The 19,331-nt window shown below is 58.5% G+C and carries 14 protein-coding genes and 1 pseudogene; 2 read left to right on the top strand and 13 right to left on the bottom strand.

Going from position 1 to position 19,331, the window contains the following annotated elements:
* Window positions 1-111: 111 nt before the first annotated feature.
* Together P8K07_18290 and P8K07_18295 are read right to left on the bottom strand one after the other, a co-directional pair.
* A complete protein-coding gene (locus tag P8K07_18290; protein ID MDG1960476.1) occupies window positions 112-1,776 on the bottom strand; it encodes an NAD-dependent malic enzyme in 1,665 nt (554 codons plus the stop codon).
* Between the two features lie 14 nt (window positions 1,777-1,790).
* The gene (locus P8K07_18295; protein ID MDG1960477.1) at window positions 1,791-3,032 is read right to left on the bottom strand and encodes a hypothetical protein; all 1,242 of its coding nucleotides are present in this window, start codon (window positions 3,030-3,032) and stop codon (window positions 1,791-1,793) included.
* A 454-nt stretch (window positions 3,033-3,486) separates the two neighbouring features.
* Here P8K07_18295 and P8K07_18300 point away from each other — a divergent pair, with 454 nt between their 5' ends.
* Complete coding sequence (locus tag P8K07_18300) at window positions 3,487-3,666, top strand: hypothetical protein (GenBank protein MDG1960478.1); 180 nt, start codon at window positions 3,487-3,489, stop codon at window positions 3,664-3,666.
* 36 nt (window positions 3,667-3,702) lie between these two features.
* Here P8K07_18300 and P8K07_18305 read toward each other — a convergent pair whose 3' ends face one another.
* The 11 genes and pseudogenes from P8K07_18305 to P8K07_18355 all read right to left on the bottom strand — a co-directional run bounded on the left by P8K07_18305 (window position 3,703) and on the right by P8K07_18355 (window position 19,135).
* Window positions 3,703-5,310 (bottom strand): transporter substrate-binding domain-containing protein, encoded by a 1,608-nt coding sequence (locus P8K07_18305; protein ID MDG1960479.1) that lies wholly within the window; start codon window positions 5,308-5,310, stop codon window positions 3,703-3,705.
* On the bottom strand, window positions 5,307-5,870 hold the full coding sequence (locus tag P8K07_18310; GenBank protein MDG1960480.1) for a TetR/AcrR family transcriptional regulator: 564 nt from the start codon (window positions 5,868-5,870) through the stop codon (window positions 5,307-5,309). The genes P8K07_18305 and P8K07_18310 overlap by 4 nt, the downstream gene beginning before the upstream one ends.
* Before the next feature lie 139 nt (window positions 5,871-6,009).
* Complete coding sequence (locus P8K07_18315; GenBank protein ID MDG1960481.1) at window positions 6,010-7,371, bottom strand: sulfatase; 1,362 nt, start codon at window positions 7,369-7,371, stop codon at window positions 6,010-6,012.
* 73 nt (window positions 7,372-7,444) lie between these two features.
* Window positions 7,445-8,353, bottom strand: coding sequence for an MBL fold metallo-hydrolase (locus tag P8K07_18320; GenBank protein MDG1960482.1), 909 nt, complete (start codon window positions 8,351-8,353; stop codon window positions 7,445-7,447).
* A 173-nt stretch (window positions 8,354-8,526) separates the two neighbouring features.
* Entirely contained in the window at window positions 8,527-9,684 is a 1,158-nt protein-coding gene (locus P8K07_18325; protein MDG1960483.1) for a thiolase domain-containing protein, read from the bottom strand.
* The gene (locus P8K07_18330) at window positions 9,684-10,736 is read right to left on the bottom strand and encodes a thiolase domain-containing protein (protein ID MDG1960484.1); all 1,053 of its coding nucleotides are present in this window, start codon (window positions 10,734-10,736) and stop codon (window positions 9,684-9,686) included. Before P8K07_18330 ends, P8K07_18325 begins: the two co-directional genes overlap by 1 nt.
* Window positions 10,736-11,688: pseudogene (locus P8K07_18335) on the bottom strand (OB-fold domain-containing protein). The gene P8K07_18330 and the pseudogene P8K07_18335 overlap by 1 nt, the downstream one beginning before the upstream one ends.
* Before the next feature lie 206 nt (window positions 11,689-11,894).
* Complete coding sequence (locus tag P8K07_18340) at window positions 11,895-13,187, bottom strand: cytochrome P450 (GenBank protein ID MDG1960485.1); 1,293 nt, start codon at window positions 13,185-13,187, stop codon at window positions 11,895-11,897.
* Window positions 13,172-14,629, bottom strand: a complete 1,458-nt coding sequence (locus P8K07_18345) for a hypothetical protein (GenBank protein ID MDG1960486.1) — start codon at window positions 14,627-14,629, stop codon at window positions 13,172-13,174. Before P8K07_18345 ends, P8K07_18340 begins: the two co-directional genes overlap by 16 nt.
* A complete protein-coding gene (locus P8K07_18350) occupies window positions 14,626-17,073 on the bottom strand; it encodes a multiheme c-type cytochrome (GenBank protein ID MDG1960487.1) in 2,448 nt (815 codons plus the stop codon). Before P8K07_18350 ends, P8K07_18345 begins: the two co-directional genes overlap by 4 nt.
* 28 nt (window positions 17,074-17,101) lie before the next feature.
* Window positions 17,102-19,135 (bottom strand): NosD domain-containing protein, encoded by a 2,034-nt coding sequence (locus tag P8K07_18355; GenBank protein ID MDG1960488.1) that lies wholly within the window; start codon window positions 19,133-19,135, stop codon window positions 17,102-17,104.
* On the opposite strand from P8K07_18355, the gene P8K07_18360 reads away from it, so the two are divergent.
* Entirely contained in the window at window positions 19,134-19,265 is a 132-nt protein-coding gene (locus tag P8K07_18360) for a hypothetical protein (protein MDG1960489.1), read from the top strand. The genes P8K07_18355 and P8K07_18360 overlap by 2 nt on opposite strands.
* The last annotated feature ends 66 nt before the right edge of the window (window positions 19,266-19,331 follow it).

The raw sequence follows: 19,331 nt of genomic DNA on the forward strand, positions 1-19,331 counted from the left end.
CGTCTGTCCCTTGTCTTAGGACTCGACCCCGATTCGGTCAAGTCCCTTTACGAAATGACCCGGGGGCGGGGTCCCGTGGCGGTTTTCCCGCGATCCGGTTTGGACCCGGACCTAGCTGTCGTAGGCGGGATCCCAGAACTTCTGCTCGATTTTTGCGCGCAGCTCCTCGGGGGTTGTTTTGGGAGCATGCCCCTGTTCCTGCGCCTTGCTGGCCACCGCAAAGGCAATATCCTTGCTGACCTCGCGGATCGACGGCAACGGAGGAAGCAGAGCACCCGTTTTTTTGCGCTCGCTCGCCGCGCATGATGCCAGTGTCCGAGAGGCTTCCCGGAACATTTCGTCCGAAACGCGCGTCACATTCCCCGCGACCACCCCGAGGCCGAAGGCGGGGAAGATGTAGGTATTGTTGCACTGGGCAATCGGGTAGGTCTTGCCCTTGTAGGTCACCGGATCGATCGGGCTTCCGGTAGCAATCAGCGCCTGGCCATCGGTCCACTCAATAATATCGCTGGGCGCCGCCTCGATGCGCGACGTGGGGTTGGAGAGCGGGAATACGATCGGGCGTTTTGTATTCTCGGCCATACAGCGAATGATTTCTTCGGTGAACAAGTTCGGATGTCCGCAGACGCCGATCAGGATCGTTGGTTTGGCTTGCCGCGCCACGTCAGCGAGGGTGATCTGCTGATCTTTCCCCGTTCGTTTCCAATCCTTCAACCGATCGCCAGGCTGAGCGAGTTTCTGCTGGAAACTGGAGAGGCCCTTCATATTGTCTTCCAGGAGTCCGTTCACATCGACCATATAGAGTCGACCGCGAGCCTCCTGTTCCGAGAGCCCATCTTCCACCATGCCGGCAATGATCTGTTCGGCGATTCCGCAACCGGCTGATCCGCCCCCAAGGATGGCGACGGTCTGATCCTTCAGATGGCTGTCCGCAGCTTCCACAGCAGAGAGGACTGTCCCAAGGGCCACCGAGGCGGTGCCCTGAACGTCGTCGTTGAACATGCAAAGCTGGTCGCGATAGCGAGCTAACAAGGGTGTGGCATGCTGGAAGGCAAAGTCTTCGAACTGCAGGAGGACGTGGGGCCAGATCTTTTTGACCGCGGCAACAAATTGGTCCACGAAGGCGATATATTCGTCTCCGGTGATTCGCTTTTCCCGCCATCCGATATAGTGCGGGTCGTCGAGCCGCTCCTGGTTATTGGTGCCCACATCGAGGCAAACCGGAAGCGTCTTGGAAGGATGAATGCCCCCGACCGCGACATAGAGGGAGAGTTTTCCGATCGGAATACCCATCCCGCCCGTGCCCTGATCGCCCAGTCCAAGAATGCGCTCGCCATCGGTGACGACGATCGCCTCGATGTCGTCAGCGTCGTAGTTGCGGAGCATTTCTTCCATCCGGTCCCGGTGTGGGTAGGGAATGAAGATACCGCGCGGTCGTGCGTAGATCTCGCTGAACCGTTGGCACGCGAGACCGACAGTCGGCGTGTAAATAATCGGCATCATCTCGGCGAGGTGGTCGACGACCAATCGATAGAAAAGAACTTCATTGGTGTCCTGAATATTGCGCAGGAATACATGCTTCTCTTCCTCGTTGGGGAGCGCGCTGTAGGCGTCGTATTCGCGGCGCACCTGGTCTTCGAGCGTGTCCACATGCGGCGGTAAAAGACCGTAGAGGCCCAGCGCTGCGCGCTCATCTTCGGAAAATGCGGTCCCCTTGTTGCCAAGGGGTTCGTCGATCAGTTCACGGCCGCGGAGTGTATTCACTTGATTTTTCATATTCGTTTCCTGACTCAGTCAAACACGTTGCCGTGCTGGTAATGCTCATCCTGACCTGCCGCCTGCGTGAGTGCAGCGACGTTGTCCTTGGTGAAGAAACCATCATAGCCGAGGCAGCGCTCGACATATTCGGTGATCAGGATGCTTGCCGGGGAGTGCTTGGAAAATATCTGCTTGAGGTTGGGCTTGTCGGTGCATTCGCCCACCACATTGGCGAGGAACGGCGTTCCCGACTTGCGCAGCGTTTCCACCACGAAGTCGATATTCTTGACCCCGCTTGGATGGTCACCGTCGCGAACTTCCTGCGCGATATGGTGCATGCGGCGACCGAAATTTCGGACGAAGTCTTCGGTCGGCATCGGCAACTTCTCGAAGGAGTTGACGAAAGATGGTGTATTATTGGCCGTGAAGACTTTGGCAGGCGACATCTTGTCGTCGGTCACGTTCGGGTTTCGGTTCACGTTGGTCGACGAGTTCTGGTCAGCGATATTATAAGCTCCCCAAAAGTAGTAGGGCGACATCGTCAGGAACTCCAGAATCGCGTCTTCTCGCTCCCCTGCGAGGATTCGCGTGGCCATATGATCGATGCCGAGGATGAGGTCACCCAAACCATGTTCGGTGGCAAACGCGTCCGCGGCATCGAGACGACCTTGCTCGGCGCCGGTGAGTTCGAAGGTTTCGCCCAGCGGCAACTCCGAGAGGTCCTCGAAGTCCGAGTCCGTATAGCCCACACTGTTGGTGGTCTGGTCGGAAGGGACGGTCCAGTTAATCCGGTTGGTCGTATAAAAGGAGTTTTCGCTTTCGCCCGGGTAGACGAAGCGCACATCCTGATCTTCAAGGGTTTGGCGAGTCGTCGCCAGATCCTTTGTATGAAAAATTTCGCCAATATATCGTGCGTTCTTTTTCTTGCGCGCCAAAGGGTAGAGTTTGTTCAGGCGGGTGATGAAGTCGACGAATTCCTTCGAGAGGGGTTCGAGGACAAACATCAGAGGCATCTCCGGTCCGCCGCGGAGAATGAAAATACGATGGGTATCGCTCAGTCTGGTCGAGGCCAGGCGATATCGGGTCATATGATACAACTCTTCGAGGTAGTCCATCGCGTCGCCGGTCTCGACTTGCAAGACAATCCCGCGCATCCGGCCGAGGAGATCATCGACTCCCGACTGACGGCGCCGATCGTAGATCTTCAATCGGTACTCGTTGAAAAAGTCCGAATTTTTCTTGTCGCCCACGGGCGCGTACTTCATCAGATCCATCGAATATTCTCCTGAGCGTCGAGTTTCCGGTTAGTTGTTCATGAATCGGGCAGGCGTGCAAAAGACTGATATTCCGTTCTGCCCGCGTCCGCCGCTCCACGGTTGTGGAGACGTCGCCTATTTCCTCTAGCTATCTCTTATGGAATCTTCTTGATGGGGCAAGGGGCCCGAATCGAATGCGCAATAACTTCAAAATTAAGGACCACAGCAGGGCAGATTTCTGGGCGATTGCCGGGCAATCGTGGTTTCGGGCGTTTTCAGCTCGGGGGAACTGTTCGATTGCGCAGAGGGCAAACTCGGGAGCGTGGGTTGGGTAGCGGTGTGTGAAAACAGGAGTTGTCCGGGAATCCGGACAGCAAGAAGCCACCCGGAGCCAAGCCGGGTGGCTTTTTTTTGGTCCGACGCTCGGATGCGTCGGGTAATCAGGTGGGAACACCGGAAGGGAGAGAGAAGAGTGGAATTCTTGAGCGGAGAGTTTTTGGGGTTGGTTCCGGGAGTAATTCTGGCGATTGTCGCTATGGGATTGGTGGCCGAGGCGATCGACGAGCGAAAGGTGATGCGCCAGGTGGGTTCGATTTCGGCGCCAGAGCCCGCAGGCAACGGGGTCTTGCGTCCTCTCGCCGAGGCGGCATGAGTCTGTATTCGTCCTCGTCAGGACTTCGACCGGGTGTCAGGGTTCACTCTGCGCCCGGTCGGGGTTCAAGCGAGCGCGTAGTTCCTGCAAGGCAAGGTGGCGCTCGAAGGCGAGTTTGTAGCCGAGAAAATATTTGGTGATGTCCGTCACATAGCGGACCGTCTCGCTGCCGACGCGGTGTGCAGTGACCGTTTCCACGTTGTCGACCCATCGATTTTGATCGAGGCCCCGTTTCTGTGCCTCTGAGCGCAGCTTCTGGATCCGAGCCGGCCCCGCATTATAGGCGGCCAAAGTGAACATCCATTGGTCCATCGGGTGCATCTCTTCGTCGCTGAAATAGCGATCAGCGAGAAACCGCATATATTTCACGCCCGCGTGAACGTTGGATTGCGGTGCGGAAATATCATGGATTCCGACGTTCTTGTCACGGGCGGTCGCGGGGCGGATCTGCATCAGCCCGGTGGCACCCGAGCGATTTTCAGCCTTCGGGTTCAGTTCGGATTCCTGATACGCCTGAGCGGCGACCTGCAGCCAGTCGTAGCCGTATTGCTTGCCGTACTGCTCGAAAATATCCTGAAACTGCTGAACGTTCTGCATGCCTTCCCGAGAGATCGCCCGGGCCAATTGTGGCGAATCTCTGAGGTAGCGTCGGATCAGGATATTGCCCAGCAGACTCCCCTTGCGGTGCTTTTTGAGGAAGCGATTGAGTCTGGCGGTCAATTTCGGATTTTGGGGCCGGGTGGCCCAGGCAAGCTGGTTGTTCTTTTCGAGAGCGAGATCCTCGTGGAGAGTGGCGTCAGGGAAGGCCTCGGCCCAAAACCGGGCCTTGTAGTCGTCCATGATAGTGATGGAAAACAGCCCCGCAGTCAGCATGTCGAGGATGTCGTCTGCTTCGAGGATCTCGGAGAGAGGACGGATCCGAGCCGGGACCAGGCCTTGTTCGCGGAACTTCTTGTTCAGCGCTTCGAGGTGCTCGTCGTAGCTGCTCGATAGCCGGACGGCGATGTCCTCGCCGGACAAGGAGTTCAGGGATTCCAGTTTGGGGGCTCCCGGTCCGGTGACGACAATCTCGCTCACATCACTGCGCCATGGGATCGTGAACGCCACCTGCGTGGCCCGCATCGGTGTCACCGACAGGTCGGTGGCGATGAAGTCGCCGTGACCTGCCAGTAAATCAGGAATCAGCCGGTCTCGCGGAACAGGAATGGGGACGACCGTGACAAACTCCGACGTTTTGCGACCATGGTTGAGATTCTTCTGCAGGTCTTGCAGTTGCTCCCAAACCAAACCCTTGGGATGGCCGTTCTCGTGATAGAAAAGATAGGTGCCGGAGGTGACGAGGGCTCGGAGGTGCCGCCGATTCAACATGCCGGGCAAATCACCGGTCCAGGGTTTCCAGAGACTCTCGAATTCCCGCGTCAAGATTTCGGGATTTTCCACACGGGCCATAATCGCTTCCGCGGTCGGGGCCTCGGTAGCTGTCTTGCTCGAGTCGTCGATTTTGGGTTGTTCCGGGAGGATCGGGCGTTCGGTGGCGCTTTCGGCACATCCAAGGAGCGCCAACGGGAGAAGGAATAGAAACGCCGAAATTTGTCTCGCGAACCATTCGCTGACGATTGGGGCGGGGCGCTTGCGCAGTATCAACGGGTGCGTTCCTTCAATTTGCGAACGACCTCCACCGCGAGTTCTTGAGAGAGAGGTGTGAGCCCCAAAAGTTGGGTTAGCCAGAGGCCATCCGCTGCGAGTCGAACAATGGTTGCCTCGACTGGATCGATCGCGTCAGTTTCAATCTCTTGCTGCCATCGGGCGAAAGCTTCGCGTAGAGGGTCGAGAACCTGCGGTTCGCTGCCAAAGGTGGCGAGCAATGTCGCAAGGAGTTGAGCCGACTTGTCGGCGGGTCGGCCGTCGTCGCTTACGGCCGAGTCGAGGTAGGCGCGGGTGGAACTGCCGGGGCTCTCGTCGCCGGAGGTCTTCTGTGGATCCGTGATTTCGTCGTAGTAGGCGATTCGTCGCTCGAGCAGGCCTGAAACAAGCTCCGCCTTGCTCCCGAAATGGTAGAGAAGCCCGCCTTTGCTCACACCGGCGCGCCGCGCGACTTCATCCAGGACCAGACCGCTCGAGCCGGCTTCGAGAATCAACTCTTCGGCCGCATTCAGGATTTTGACTCGGGTATCCTTGCCGGAATTGCTCTTCGCAGGCGCCATGGTGCAAGTATGGCTCTTGCAGCGGGAATTACCAAGGTGTGCCCGCATCCCTCGCAGGAGACGCGTTTCGCGGGATCTCGTCCCGAGCAGTTTTCCCGGGTTCCCCCGGGGGCGCGCCGCGCGCATGCTGGTAGTCGGTCTAGTGGAGGTATCCCAACGCACGGAGGCGATCGCGAAGGGGATCTTCGACCGAGGGCTCACGGCCATCGATGTTGGCAAGGATTGCCTCGAGTTCCGCCACGATATCGGCCTTTTCTGCATAGAGATCCCGTGTCTCCCCCGGATCTTCTTCGACGTTGAAAAGTTGTGGCGATGACTGGCCGGGAGGTTTCTCCATCAACTTGAATTGCCCAAGTTTGATGGTTCGCCGGTTCGGATACTCGGCGATCTGCGGTCGCATTTCTCGATCGGGGGCAAAGAGGTTCATGCCGCGTATCTCGGAGGCTGGAGGTTCGCCCGTCAGGCGAAGGATGGTGGGCAGTATGTCGACGTTCATCGTTGGCTGATCGACGCGATGACCGATCGTTCCGGGGGTTCGCACCAGCAGCGGCGTATGCAGATCGTTCCAGTAGAGATTATTATGGTCGAAAATCCCGTGCTCTCCGAGACTCTCGGCATGGTCTGCGGCAACGATAATGATCGAATCCTGATACAGGTCGCTTGATTTGAGATCGCGGACGAGCGAGGCGAACGCTCGGTCGGCCTGGCGGAGATTCCCATCGTACATTGCTTGCCATTGCTTGAGCAGGGTGGGGGTCATCTCCTTGAGCACGGCTCCGAAAGTATAGACCGTGGCGGGCTCGGTCTTGCGCAACTTCGCAAGCAGTTTCTCGTGACTATGGTTTGTCAGGGTGGGTTCACTGGAGGCCGGTTTGTAGAAATTTCGAAAGTCTTCCGGGGTACTCTCGTAGGGCGCATGCGGTTGTCGAAAGTGGATCCAGAGAAAGAAAGGCGGCTTCAATTTATCGAGCATTCGTCGGATGCGCTGCCCAGTTTTTTCTATGCCCTCGATATCGCCGTACTGATCGTCGAAGAATTCGAAGCCCTGACCAAGACCATATTTTTTCTTCGCGTATTCATGGGCAACGACAGCCGCTGTCTGGCGCCCACTCGCTTTCATGCGATCGGCAAGGGTGACCTGATCCGCACTCATTCCCAGTCGTCTTTTGGCCTGCAATAGACCGTCCGTGTCCGGGAACTTTCCGGTGAAGAGTGAGGGTAGCGAGGAGATGGTTGTACCGGATTGGCTCATATTGTCCTCGAAGACAAAAGCCTCTTCCGCAAAGACGTTCAGGTTGGGGGTGGTGTTTTTCGAGTAGCCGTAAACACCCATGCGGTCGGCACGCAGGGCATCAAATGTGACGAGGATCACGTTGCAATCACGACAGGCCTCTGGCGGTATGAGAGCTTTTCGAGTCTCGCATCCAGCTAGAGGCGTGATCCAGAGCAAGCTGGCAAGAATGCAGTTTCGAGCGATTGCTCGGATTCGGTCCCAAATCACTTGCTGAGTCTAGAGTCCCGACAGCTGGAATCCAACCTGCCCGCGGGGAAGGCCTGGGGAAGGACAGCTGGACTTAACTGCAATGCTGAAAGCGCCCCGGTTCGACCTCTTTGGCTTCGCCCCGGGACTGCATGCGCTGGAGGTGGAGATGGGCGCAACGGCGCTCGACCTGATCGGCATAGGGTGACTGAATATGAGGGCGGTAGATAAATCGGTGTGCGACCATCTCCTCGATCGTATGCGGCTCGCCGAGGTATTTGAGCATGGCTTCATGGCGGCGCGGAATGACGGCGGCAAAATCATCGAGCAGGGCAAGGAAAGCCGGCCGGCCCTCGATGACGCCCTTGTGGTGGAAGGTGACATAGAAATCGGCCTCTTCGTCGCGGACTTGCTGCAAGCTGGCTTCGAAATCCTCGAGGTCGCTCCAGACATCACCGTAGTAGGGACCAAATCCCGTAAGGTCGATATCCGACAGGAAAAAAACACCGTCCGAGATCCGAAACCCGCTATGACCCCGCGTGTGGCCAGGCAGGTGAACCGCCTCGATACTTGTGCCACCCAGATCGAACCGGTCGCCATCGCTGAATCCAACCGCATCCGGTCTCGGGGCAAAGTGAAACTCTTCGACCACGATCTTTTCGAATGCGTGTCGGCCTTCTCCCTCGAATCCGTAGATGCCCATCAGGCCATCAATGGATTGGGCTCCGGGGAGGTCGGCTTCGTGGATGTGAATACGCGCATCGTGAAACAGACTATTGCCAGCGAGATGATCCTCGTGGGCGTGGCTGTTGAGCACGGCATCCACAGGAAGTGGGGCCCCCCCGCGATTCACAACATCGATCGACGGGTCGATGATGATGGTTTCGGTGTGTCCCCGGACCAGCAGGCTGTTGCCTGAGGGATATTTCCCGAGATCGGCTCCGACGAGGACACTGACGTGTTGGCCAAGGCGCCGTTCCTGCGTTCCCCAGTCCGCTGCCATTCGAGCTCCTTTTTAGCGATGATTATCCGAAGGGTTTCCCGCGTGGAGTGTGGCTATGAAGTTTCGAGTAAAAGCCGCGAGGTGAAGCCGCGAGGTGAAGCTGCGAGGTGAAGCCGCGAGGTGAAGCTGCGAGGTGAAGCTTCTCTGTGAAGCTTCACCCCGGTTGCGTTTCCCTAGGGCTTTTCAGCGCCCACCAGCCACATGGAGAAGTATTGCGACCCGCCGCCGTAGGCGTGGCCCAATGCCACCTTGGCTCCATCGACCTGATGCTCGCCGGCCTGCCCGCGAACCTGCATCGCTGCCTCGGCAAAGCGCAACATGCCCGAGGCTCCAATCGGGTTGGAGGACAAGACGCCGCCGGACATATTCCAGGGAATGTCACCGTCAAGTTCGGTAGAGCCGTCATGGACGGCCTTCCAACCCTCACCCTCGGGTGCAAAGCCCAGGTTCTCCATCCACATGGCTTCGAACCAGGCAAAAGGCACGTAGACCTCCGCGCAATCGATTTCCTTACGCGGGTTGGTGATGCCCGCCTTGGCGTAGAGCTCGCGCGCACATTGTTTGCCCGCTTCCGGGTTGATTGCATCGCGGCCAGCAAACATGGTCGGCTCCGAACGCATGGCTGTGGCATGTACCCAAGCAGGCTTCTTGGATGCCTTGTCGGCCAAGTCCTCGCGGGCCATGACCATGGCGCAGGCGCCGTCAGAGGAAGGGCAAGTTTCGAGGTAGCGAATCGGATCCCAGAGCATCGGGGATTCCTTCACCATGTCATACGAGATGTCCGGCAGCTTCAGGTGCGCGTATGGGTTCTTCAAGGCATTGAGACGATCTTTGACCGCGGTGAGGATGCCGGTGTCTTCCGGGGCTCCCGAGCGCCGCATATAGCCACGAATCAAGGGAGCGAAAAATCCTCCCGCGCCAGCGACCACCGAGACACCAAAAGGTGCCGAGATGGTGAGTGCCCACATCGCGTTGCTCTCGGATTGCTTTTCGTAAGCGACCGTCAGGATCCGATCGTGAATGCCGCCCTGAATCAGGCTGGCAGCCACGTTGGCGGTCGACCCGCCCACGCTACCGGCTGTGTGCACGCGCAGCATCGGCTTGCCGGCGCCACCAAGGGCATCGGCTAGATAGAGCTCGGGTAGCAGGCAGCCTTCAAAGGTATCCGGGGCTTTTCCGACGACCACGGCATCGATGTCCGCCCAAGTCAGCTCGGCGTCCTGCAAGGCGCGTTCGGCGGCTTCCCGCACCAGACCGGGCATCGAGACGTCGATGCGCTTGGCCGCGAGTTCGGTTTGACCGATTCCGACGATTCCACAGAGTTCAGCCATTATTCTCCCTCCAGAACGCACACCAGATTTTGCTGAAGTGCGGCACCGTGTGTTGCATGACCCAAGCCTCGATCGGCTTTACCTGAAGCAATTCGTTGCGCGGCTTCTCCGATTCGTTGCAAGCCACATGACATCAGAACATGAGCTCCCAAAGCCCCACCAGATGGGTTCAACAGGACGTCCTCTCCCAAGCCGAGAGATTCCGCCAGAATTGGTTCCTGATGGGAATACGGCGCGTAGAGTTCGGCAAAGTCGATCTTGTCCTTGCCGACCCCGGCTTTCTCGCCCGCAATTTTGGCAGAAGAAGAGGTCGTGAGGTCGCGGACCCCCAGAGCGGCGGGATCCACGCGGTGGTCGAATCCCCGGATCCATACAGGTCTCTCGCAGAGTTCGCGTGCCCTGTCGCCGGCCATCAGGACGACGCAACTTGCGCCATCGGCCTTGCCCGCGCAATCCGAAGCGCGCAATGGCGAGGCTATGTGCGGTTCGGCGAGCAGTTCCTCGATCGACACCGCGCCTTTGTGGATGGCATGCGGGTTGTCTGTCGCATTTCGCCGGTTGCGCTGGACGATTTCCGCAAGGTCTCGCTCGGTCTTGCCGTTTTTCTCCATCCATTGGCGGGCTTGCAGCGCGCTGACGCTATCCATGTCCGGCCATAGAGGCGTTACGCAATAAGGGTCCATGCTGAGCGCGAGAACTTCGGGCAAATCACCCGAGGCACTCTTGCCGAAGCCATAAACAAGCGCGGAATCAACATCTTCGGTCTGGATTTTCACCCACGCTTCATAGAGCGCCCACGCCCCATCCTGCTCGACATGGGATTCCTTGATCGGTGGCCAGGCCCCTACGGCGTCGAGCGCCATGACAAAAGCAAAGGGCTGTCCCTGCAAGAAGTCGCTGCTGCCCGAGCAGGTAAACTCGATCTCCGAGCGCTTGAGATGGGAGTCGGCGATGGCATCCTGCACGACCGGCAGGAGGATCTCGACCTCGTTGCGCTCGTCCTCGAAGGCGGCTGACGATTGAGCGAAGGAAACAATGGCTACATCACGCATCAGGCATGCTCCTTGTAGGTCTCGTAGTCCGCATCGGGTTCTCCATTGGGGACAAAGCATTTGATCGAACTGATCGAGGTTTCGAGTTGGTCGTCCTCGACCCATTCCGCTTTGACGCGCATGCCCATCCGCACATCGTCCAGATCGCAACCTTGGACGACGTGAAAGAAGGGTAAGCCTGCGCCATCGAGCAGCACGGTGATGCAGGCATAGGGAAGTTCGAAGTCCAGATTGTCAGACGGGACGCGGACGATCGAGAAGGTCACGATTGTGCCGTGGTCACTGACCTGAACAACTTCTTCGGTGGCGACAGCGCACATTGGACAGGAACCGCGGGGCGGGACAATGACGGCCTTGCATTGGGGGCAGGCACCACCAAGAATTTTCTTGTTGGCCAAGCCGTGCAAGAACTTCGATGCAGCGACGCCAGGTGTGAAATCATAGGTGAGCTGAATCGGGGTGACGATACTTTTTACCGGGTCTGCCATCTTCATGCCTCCTCGGGAACAAAGCATTCGAGATCGCGAATGCTGCCTTGGGGCTCGGCGGCCCAACGGGGTTGGACGCGCATTCCGGTCTTCATCCGCGACTCGTCGCCTGCGTCCACTGCGTGCAACATGGGTGCGTCAGCTCCATCGAGTTTGACCAAGGCGAAGGCAAAGGGGTGTGCGAAGGGCTGCTTTTCGCGCGGCTTGGCAACCCACGTCCACGTGGTGACGGTGCCACCGGGTCCGACCTCAACAAGGTCGGCTTCGGTGATGGATTCCGATGTGTCCGGGTCGTACTCGGCTGGCGGTACGATGACCTTCCCACTCGGCGTTCGCGCCCCTTCGAACCGCCGCTCGGCCAATCCTGTGAAGAAGCGCTGAAGGATTGGGCCGAGGGAGCGGCGGAAGGGATATTCCAAGACGTGTTCGGCGCGCAAGGCGCCTTCATTTTGAGCGTCCGACATGATTATTCCCCTGTTTGCGTTGTTGCGGCGGAGGGGAGTTGCCCTCTTCGGATTCGGACCCGGAATATCACCGGAACCCGAGCACTCGCCGTTCCTTCGCTCCTACTACACCTGACGCAGATGACAAATGATCGTTTGTTTGGAATTGGCTTGATCGTCTCGTTCCCGATGCTAGCCCGTCGGCCCGGGGTGGTGTCGGCCTCTCGTCAGCCGAGAGGATCGGGGCCTGGCCGCACTCGAACCAGAATTTTTGCGTAGCGATCCGGTCGACGAGGGTCCCGATGCGGGTTTTTCGTCAACAGTTCGACGCGGCCGTCGGCACAGGCCACCGTTTGGATCGCGATCTTGGCTTCGAGGCGAGCGAGACTGGCGCCGAGACAAAAATGGTTCCCTCGGCCAAACGCCAAATGGCGATTCGGGGCGCGCGTGATATCGAATTTATCCGGGTCGGAGAACTGGGCTGGATCACGGTTTGCGGCCCCCAGCGACAGACGAACGGTCGCATGTTTCGGGATCGTGATGCCCCCAACCCGAACGTCTTCGGTCGTCCATCGGGGTGTCGAGGTTGACTGGTCGGGGTGGTGCCAGCGCAGGATCTCCTCGATAGCACCATCGATTCGTGAGGGATTTTCGCGCAGTTTGGCGAGTTGCTCGGGATGTTGCAGTAGCGCGAGCAGGCCGCTGGAGATCAACCGCTCTGTCGTTGTGCCCGCCGCGGTGAAGATTGTGACGACCGTAGAAATGATCTCGTCTTCCGTAAGTGGAGCGTCCTGAGTCTCGGCACGTACCAATTCGCTGATTAAATCGTCTTGCCAGTGGTTCCGGCGGTCTGCGACCAGCGCGCGGATATATCGAATTTGTTCGGCCAGAGCCCTCCGGCCGCGTTCTTCCTGCTCTGGCGTTCGCCCTGAAAGAAACAGAAGCTCTGCATCTTCGAAAAGCCGCCGGAAAAGAAGACGGTCCTCGATCGGAATGCCGATCATTTCTGCCGCTACGATGATGGGAAGATGGAAGCCGAAGTCTTCGACGAGGCAAAACTCCGCTTGTGGTCCACGCGCTTGCCAAAGTTGGTTGGAAAGCTCGGCGATCCGGTTGCGACGGCTCTCGACTGCAATTCCCGCAAAAGCCAGGTTGATCAGCGACCGCATGCGCGTATGCTCCGGCGGATCTTTCATGTTGAAGGAGCTCTGGACCAGTCTCTTGTTGGCATTGGTCCGCGAGTTGCCCTGAGGAACGCCACGCAGGCGGCTCCAGTCGCTGGAGAAGCGCGGATCGCGGAGAGCGACTTTCACGTCGCTGTAGCGGGTGAGCAACCAGTATCCATGTCGAGTATGGAAGACCGGTTCCTCCTCGCGAATCCGGTGCAGCCAGGGTGCAGGATTCTCCTGATACGCCAGAGAGGTAAGATCCAGGTCGCGGAGATCTTCAGATTGGTTAGACTCGGCCGGTTCCGGCTCCTGAATTCCGGGAATGCGAGGAAATTTTAATACTCGTCCCACACGGCCTCAACAAGACTCTCGGCCGCCGTTAATGCCGCATCGCTGAGGCAGTTCGAAGAAGGAGGCGTCGCAAAAGAGCAGCCCGGGACACTATCGACGTCAGCGCATTTGGCAACGGTGGCATCGATCTTGAGTTGTAGCTGAGCGATTTTTCCGGCCCGCTCGCTGGTGCAGGTCGAGGCATCCTCGCCGTTTTGCATCTTGTCGCCGGCGCACTCCGCAAGTTCCTTCTGGATCGCGGGAATTACCTTGGCGACAGCCTTTGAGATCGACTTGATGCATTTGCGGGCCGCCGCCGTCGAGGTTCCTGACGGCGCGTCGGGAGGGCTCGCATCAAAAGTGGCCTGCAAGACGGCGTTTGTCGTCTCGTTCTGACGGCAGATGAGGCATGCGTTGACCGAGGCCATTCCGGTGAGTGCAATATCGCTGCATCCGCCGCCGCAGGTTGCCGGCATATCCAGCCGTGACGCCGTGACGCCCTTTGCCAGACACAGCAAGTCCTTCTCGCCACCGACGAAGCTGGCGAGCTTGATCGCCGCGCGCTGGATTTTCTGATCGCTCCGGGCCTGCGCACAACGAACGTTGGAGGCTTGTCGTGCAAGACAATTCAGCGATTCCTTGAGTTGCATACGACTGTATATGGAAAACTGCTTCTGGATACTTTGCCGACAGGCAATGCGGTCCTCAAGCGAACTCAGTGTGCGTTGCACGCCGAGCGCGTTGATGGGGATCACGATCGATGGTGTCGCGGGGTCGTCGGAGACAATATTCAACTGCCCCGCACTGGCGACGGTGCCAATCGGGTCGAATACGATTTCGACACTGGTTTGTTCGCCAGGCGCCAGGACAATGGGCAGGGCCGGCCCATTGGCCAGGCTGAGAGTCGCATTGTTCAGGTCCGAAAGGTTCAGGTCGGAGATCGTCAGGTCATCGCTATACCCGAGATTCCAGATGTCGATCACCAGAGCGTCCGTGGTTCCGGCGTCTGTCACAAAACCGGCACTGCTTGGCAGGACTTTGATTTCTGTCGGTGCCCGACATGTGGCCACATTTGGCGTGACGCCGGCGTCGAAATCCAGAGGCTCGCCGCGGGCGTCTTCGAAATTATCACAGCTGAATCCGGGCTGGGTCAGATAGATGCGCAACTCATCATCATTTGTGTAGCCGTCGCCGTCGCTGTCGAGACTGGCGACAAGAGGAAGAGTCTCCTGAATGGACTTGCCGGTATATAGCTGTTGCTGAACCGCATTTCCGAAAGGGTTTCGCGTGCCGGTGCCTTCGTAGTTCACATGGCAGACACTGCAGTGATCGACGTTGCTATCGTCGGGGACCGCGAAAAATGACTTCATCTCAAGAAAATATGTGGGCCTTGCCTCAGCTTGATGCAGGGGTGCGATCAGACTTGCGGTGAGGAGGGCGAGCGCTGCAAGTGATTGCCTCATGAGGCGTCTCCTTCGGGCGAACCGGTCGGATAGGCGGCCGCGGTGAAGTCGTCGATCGACGCCGCCAGATTGCTGGCGATGCAGGCAGCGGCGTCCGTGGCGTTACCGGTAGCCCCGCATCCTGCGAGTCCTGTCCAATCCTTGCAACGGGAGAGACGCTTCTCGGTTTTCACTGCGAGTTTGGCGAGTGCTGCCGCTCGATTGGTCTGGCAGTTCAGGCTGGAGTCGCCAGGCAGTCGTTCGGCCTCGCAACGAGAAATTTCCTTGGCCCAGCCAAGCGCTTCCTTTTCAGCAGATTTTGCCAGCAGCAGCTGACATTTCTGTGCGTCGCGGGAGAGCGTGGTTGTCGGGAATGTCGGCGGGGCCTCGCCATAGGCAGATTCCAGTGCGACGCCGCCATAGGCCTCAGCCAGACATTGCGCACATGTCCCAAGGTCCTCGACGGTGTTGAGGGTGGTCGACCAGGAACACGGCGCGGGGCATACGGCCTGATGTCCGAGAGACTGGCCTGTCAGCCCTTCGCCAGCGCATTTGGAGTCGCGAAGCCCGCCGATGCGACTGGCGATATCCGCGCGAGCCGAGTTCAGTTTTTCGTCCCGGCTTGCCGTATCGCAGCTGAGCCCACGGGCCTCGCGGAGAAGGCAGACGTTCCAGGTTTTCGTCCACGATTTGAGGTATTTGGCCTGCGTTCGGTCGACGTTTTTGACACAGGAGGCTTCAATTTTTTTATCGGCTGTGACCACCGACCGTGCCATGGCGACCGGCTCGGACTTGCCGTGCTCCTCCCAGAGATCGAAGAGAATCGGTCCCGAGGCGTTGGTGGTGTTTTCGTCTTTCAGAAACTCGACGTATTCTTTCGACGAGGTCTGGTAATAGAGAGTGACCTCGGCGCGCTCGGCGCCTGGCACGTCGTAGACGGCGTCGGCCCAATACTCTCCATCCGCGAAGTCGGCACCAACGGGCTCGGCGCCGACCGCTGCGAAGGCAGCCTCGTCATAGCCCCGGGGTGGAATCCGGCGATCCTCGAAAATGGCGTTGCTCAGGACCAGATGGAAACTCTTGCCGGCTTGCTTGCCGACTTCAGCGGCCCAATCTTCGGTCATCCCCATGCGGACCTGAAAGATCTCCAGCTCTGGGTCATGATCGACATCGCCAGGTTCCGCTTCGGCCCCGATCAGAGTCGCTGTTGCGAAGACATAGCGACCGGACTCGAGGACGAGATGATCGTCGGCATCAAAGGCACGCACGTGCAGCCACATCCTCCGGCCTTCGGGATAGCCAGTGGGTAATTTATGCCCCGTTCGGTTGATGATCCGGACCGCGAGCTCGCCGTTTTCCAAATGCGTGCTCAGGTCGGCCGAACGTTGCAAAAAGTCGGTCGCCGCAGCCGCGCTGCGGTCGAGGAGAGCCGCGTCGACTTCATCGCCAAAAATCGGATGGTATGGCAGCACCTTCGGGATGAAGGTGTTGGCGCCCAGGAGGCTGTGCAGGGGCATATCATCGCGAAGCGGTGCATTTTTGGCATCCCGCCCAGTGACGTCGGGCATATGACAATCCTGACAAGTGGTCAGCAGCGGGTTGTTGCCGCCAAACCGAGGGTCGACGACGCCATTGGTTGCGAACTCGCTCAGTTTCCATTCGGTGAAGGTCAGCTGTTCGGGAAAGCCCTCGTCCGGATTGCCCGGCTCGTCGAGCTCGTTGATGACATAATCCCCATTGCTGTCGCGCGTAAACATGGTGTTACGCAGGTCATGGCAGGTGCCGCAGAGGTCCGCGCTTTGATGAAAGGGGGAGATCAGCGTCGAGCGGTTCGGTAAATGAGGATCTCCGCCGTTGTCGGCAACAACATCAAAAGGCCCGCGCATGCGGTCTTTCGGGTCGATCACCATCATCGCATTCGCAAATATCATGACGGGTTCGGTCAAAGCGGCGAGGATCGCCGCATCTTCGGCCGGTGCTCCGGCGACACCGAGGGGGTCGACCATTCGGTGGCAGATATTGCATTGCACGCCTTCGCGGTCCGCGGCCGTCATTTGCGAGCCATCTTCAGGGCTGGAGCGCCCCTGCAGCCAGCCGCCAGGAAGGTGGCACCGCAAACAGGTCTCGCCAGAATGGTCCGCATCCTGATTGGCGACGGCGAGCGCCGCCCAGAAAAGCGGATCACGACCGGATTGTGCCATCATGGAGCCGGCCCAGTTTCGGTAGGGCTCCACCTCGTCCTGATTATAATCCGAGTGACAGTTGGTGCAGGACGACGGATCCGAGATCGGATGGTCGAGCATCAAAGGTTGCGTGCCGGGAGCCAGGAAATCTCGCATCGTGGTGGGATAGGGAGAAGCCTGACTTTGAGGGCTGCTGACCGCGATCAGGGCCAGCACCAGAAAGGAAAGCGAGGCGCACCACAGGGATGCGCCTCGCTGGAAAACGTAGGTTCCTTTTTTCATTGAATTGAGTTCAGGTTTGCGAAAAACCTCAGAACAGTACAGGCCCGTCCACAAAGGAACCACTCACGGAAGGAAAGAGCGGATCGGGATAAGGGCCCGGCTGCGGCACAACGGTTGCCGGATCGATACATTCCGTTCCAAGCGTCGAGGTGTAGGACGGTTGAACGGTAATGTTGTTATTCCAGGCATTGACGTAGGCGGGGTTCGTCTGGCCGCCGAGCGGCAGGATCAAGGCCTGCCCTTCGAGGCCGGAAGGAATACCGCCGTCAGCATCGTAGCCATTGTTGAAGAGATAGTTGTTCCGGAAACAGTTGCCTTCCAATGCCTGTGGGTCGCTGGTTGGATCGAAGCTCCCCGGCGCCACGAATACATTAACGGTCTCCTGGTCAATCATGAGCAGACCGACCGATCTGTTGTCACGAATCTCGTTGAACCGATACTGCGTGAATCGGTCCGAGATGGTCATCATGCCCGTGCCCGGAACCGCGTTGCAGACCGCACCGCCTTCACAATGGTTCGAGATATTATTCTGCGCGATATAGTTGTGGTGGATATCGTGATCGCGCGAAATCTGCAGGCGCGGGCTGGTCAGCTTGAAGATCAGAAGACCGGCCGTATTGTCGTAGGCGATATTATTATGGACGTCGCATCGACCCGAGTTCTCGATTTCGGCGCCGGCCGGATGGTCCCAGGCCTTGTTGAAACGAACTTCGCAATCGACGGTTTGGCCCACATAGATCCCGGCATCCACGGTGCTATTGGCGTCAGTGGTCTCGACCAGCACGTTGGTGCTTTTGACGGGGTAGACAAGGTAGGTCGATTCCCGGTCTCCTTCACCCGTGAGATCGCGCATCACGAGTTGGTCGGCGCCCGAAACGAAGACACCGTTCTCAGCCCAGGCATTGCCTATTTCGCCGAAGGCCAGAGACTGGAAAACGAGATTTTCGAGGGGCAGCTGCGGGGGGGCGGATGTCGCGTTAAAGCCATTCGCTTCCCCAGCTGTCGCGGGCACGAACAAGGGGCGCTGATCCTGAGCCGAACCGCAGCCGACAAATTCAAGGTTGCCGCGATCCAGAAATACGGACTGGGTGTACCTGCCGGAGCGAAGGAGTAATTTGGTTCCATCGGCGGCCGCATCGGCGGCATCCTGCACGCTGTCGGCGTTGCTGAGGACAGTGGCTTTCTCGCCGTAGGCCAGTCCGGCGACATGGGCGCCATAGCCGTAGCTCTCGCCGATTACGCAGGCGCTGAGATCGGCAACGGTCGTCGATCCACTACAGGCCGACATGACTTCGATCAGCCCCGTCGTCTGAACCGGACCGCAGTCCTTCTGGAGTTTTTCTTCGGCTTTGTCGAAAAGCTTCTGGAGCTTTTCCGCCGTCTTGGTTTCGGTCGGAGGCGTATAGGTCCCATTGGCTACAGAGCCAAAGCAGACCTGGCCCAGATCTCCGGCCGTGCCGATTTTGATCTGCTTGCCCATGCAGCGAGAGATGGTTGTGATAGCCCCGGTGGACACTTTGATGCCTTCGCTGGCGACTCGTCGGCTACATTTCTTGAGGTCGGAATCTTCGATGCCAAGTTCGAGCGAGATACCGTGTGTATTGCCCGAGAGCACTTCGCCGATGGTATGAACCTGACCGATCAGGCAGCTGGTCGTCTCGGCGCCACTGCCGCGAAAAGGTGCCGACGCCCATACGTTGTCGAGGGCGCCGTCCGCGACAGCGGCCGTACCGCAGTCCTTGTCGACCAACTCCACAATCTTCAGGTAGGCCTTGTCGAGCCTTTCCTGATCTTTCGCCGTCAGACAATCCTGCGGGGCGACCTTGGAGCTCGCCATACATTTGTTCTGCGCCGTGGTGATTTTCTTGAGATACTTCTTGGATTCCAGAACCAGACGCTTCTGACATTTTTGGGCGTCCTTGGACGGGACCGTCGCGTAGGTAATTTCAGGCGGGTCGACCGTACCATTCCAGGTGAAGGCAGCGGCTGCGGTCTGGGGCAGCGAGACGATACCGATGGCCACGACTGCCAGGGTAAGTTTCGTGGAGAGAGACGGGTGCATGGTGATCCTCCTGTGGGACACGACTTGGTTTGAATTGCGGTTTTTGGTCATGACGAGTGTCATGGGGCGAGAGCATGACTTTCGTCATGTGTATCCCTCCCACACACTTGGCTCCGAGGTCAACGTTTGATTTGCCAATCAGGTCCGAAATTGTGGCGATTTCCATAATTTCTTCAAGACAGAATTGACGCACCGC

The sequence above is a fragment of the Candidatus Binatia bacterium genome (assembly GCA_029248525.1).
Lineage (GTDB): Bacteria > Desulfobacterota > Binatia > UBA12015 > UBA12015 > UBA12015.

Coding starts and splice junctions, on each gene's coding strand:
- P8K07_18325 (MDG1960483.1), bottom strand. CDS start 9,684: ATGGCTGAACTCTGTGGAATCGTCGGAATCGGTCAAACCGAACTCGCG.
- P8K07_18320 (MDG1960482.1), bottom strand. CDS start 8,353: ATGGCAGCGGACTGGGGAACGCAGGAACGGCGCCTTGGCCAACACGTC.
- P8K07_18295 (MDG1960477.1), bottom strand. CDS start 3,032: ATGGATCTGATGAAGTACGCGCCCGTGGGCGACAAGAAAAATTCGGAC.
- P8K07_18330 (MDG1960484.1), bottom strand. CDS start 10,736: ATGCGTGATGTAGCCATTGTTTCCTTCGCTCAATCGTCAGCCGCCTTC.
- P8K07_18290 (MDG1960476.1), bottom strand. CDS start 1,776: ATGAAAAATCAAGTGAATACACTCCGCGGCCGTGAACTGATCGACGAA.
- P8K07_18360 (MDG1960489.1), top strand. CDS start 19,134: ATGGTGATCCTCCTGTGGGACACGACTTGGTTTGAATTGCGGTTTTTG.
- P8K07_18350 (MDG1960487.1), bottom strand. CDS start 17,073: ATGAAAAAAGGAACCTACGTTTTCCAGCGAGGCGCATCCCTGTGGTGC.
- P8K07_18355 (MDG1960488.1), bottom strand. CDS start 19,135: ATGCACCCGTCTCTCTCCACGAAACTTACCCTGGCAGTCGTGGCCATC.
- P8K07_18345 (MDG1960486.1), bottom strand. CDS start 14,629: ATGAGGCAATCACTTGCAGCGCTCGCCCTCCTCACCGCAAGTCTGATC.
- P8K07_18310 (MDG1960480.1), bottom strand. CDS start 5,870: ATGGCGCCTGCGAAGAGCAATTCCGGCAAGGATACCCGAGTCAAAATC.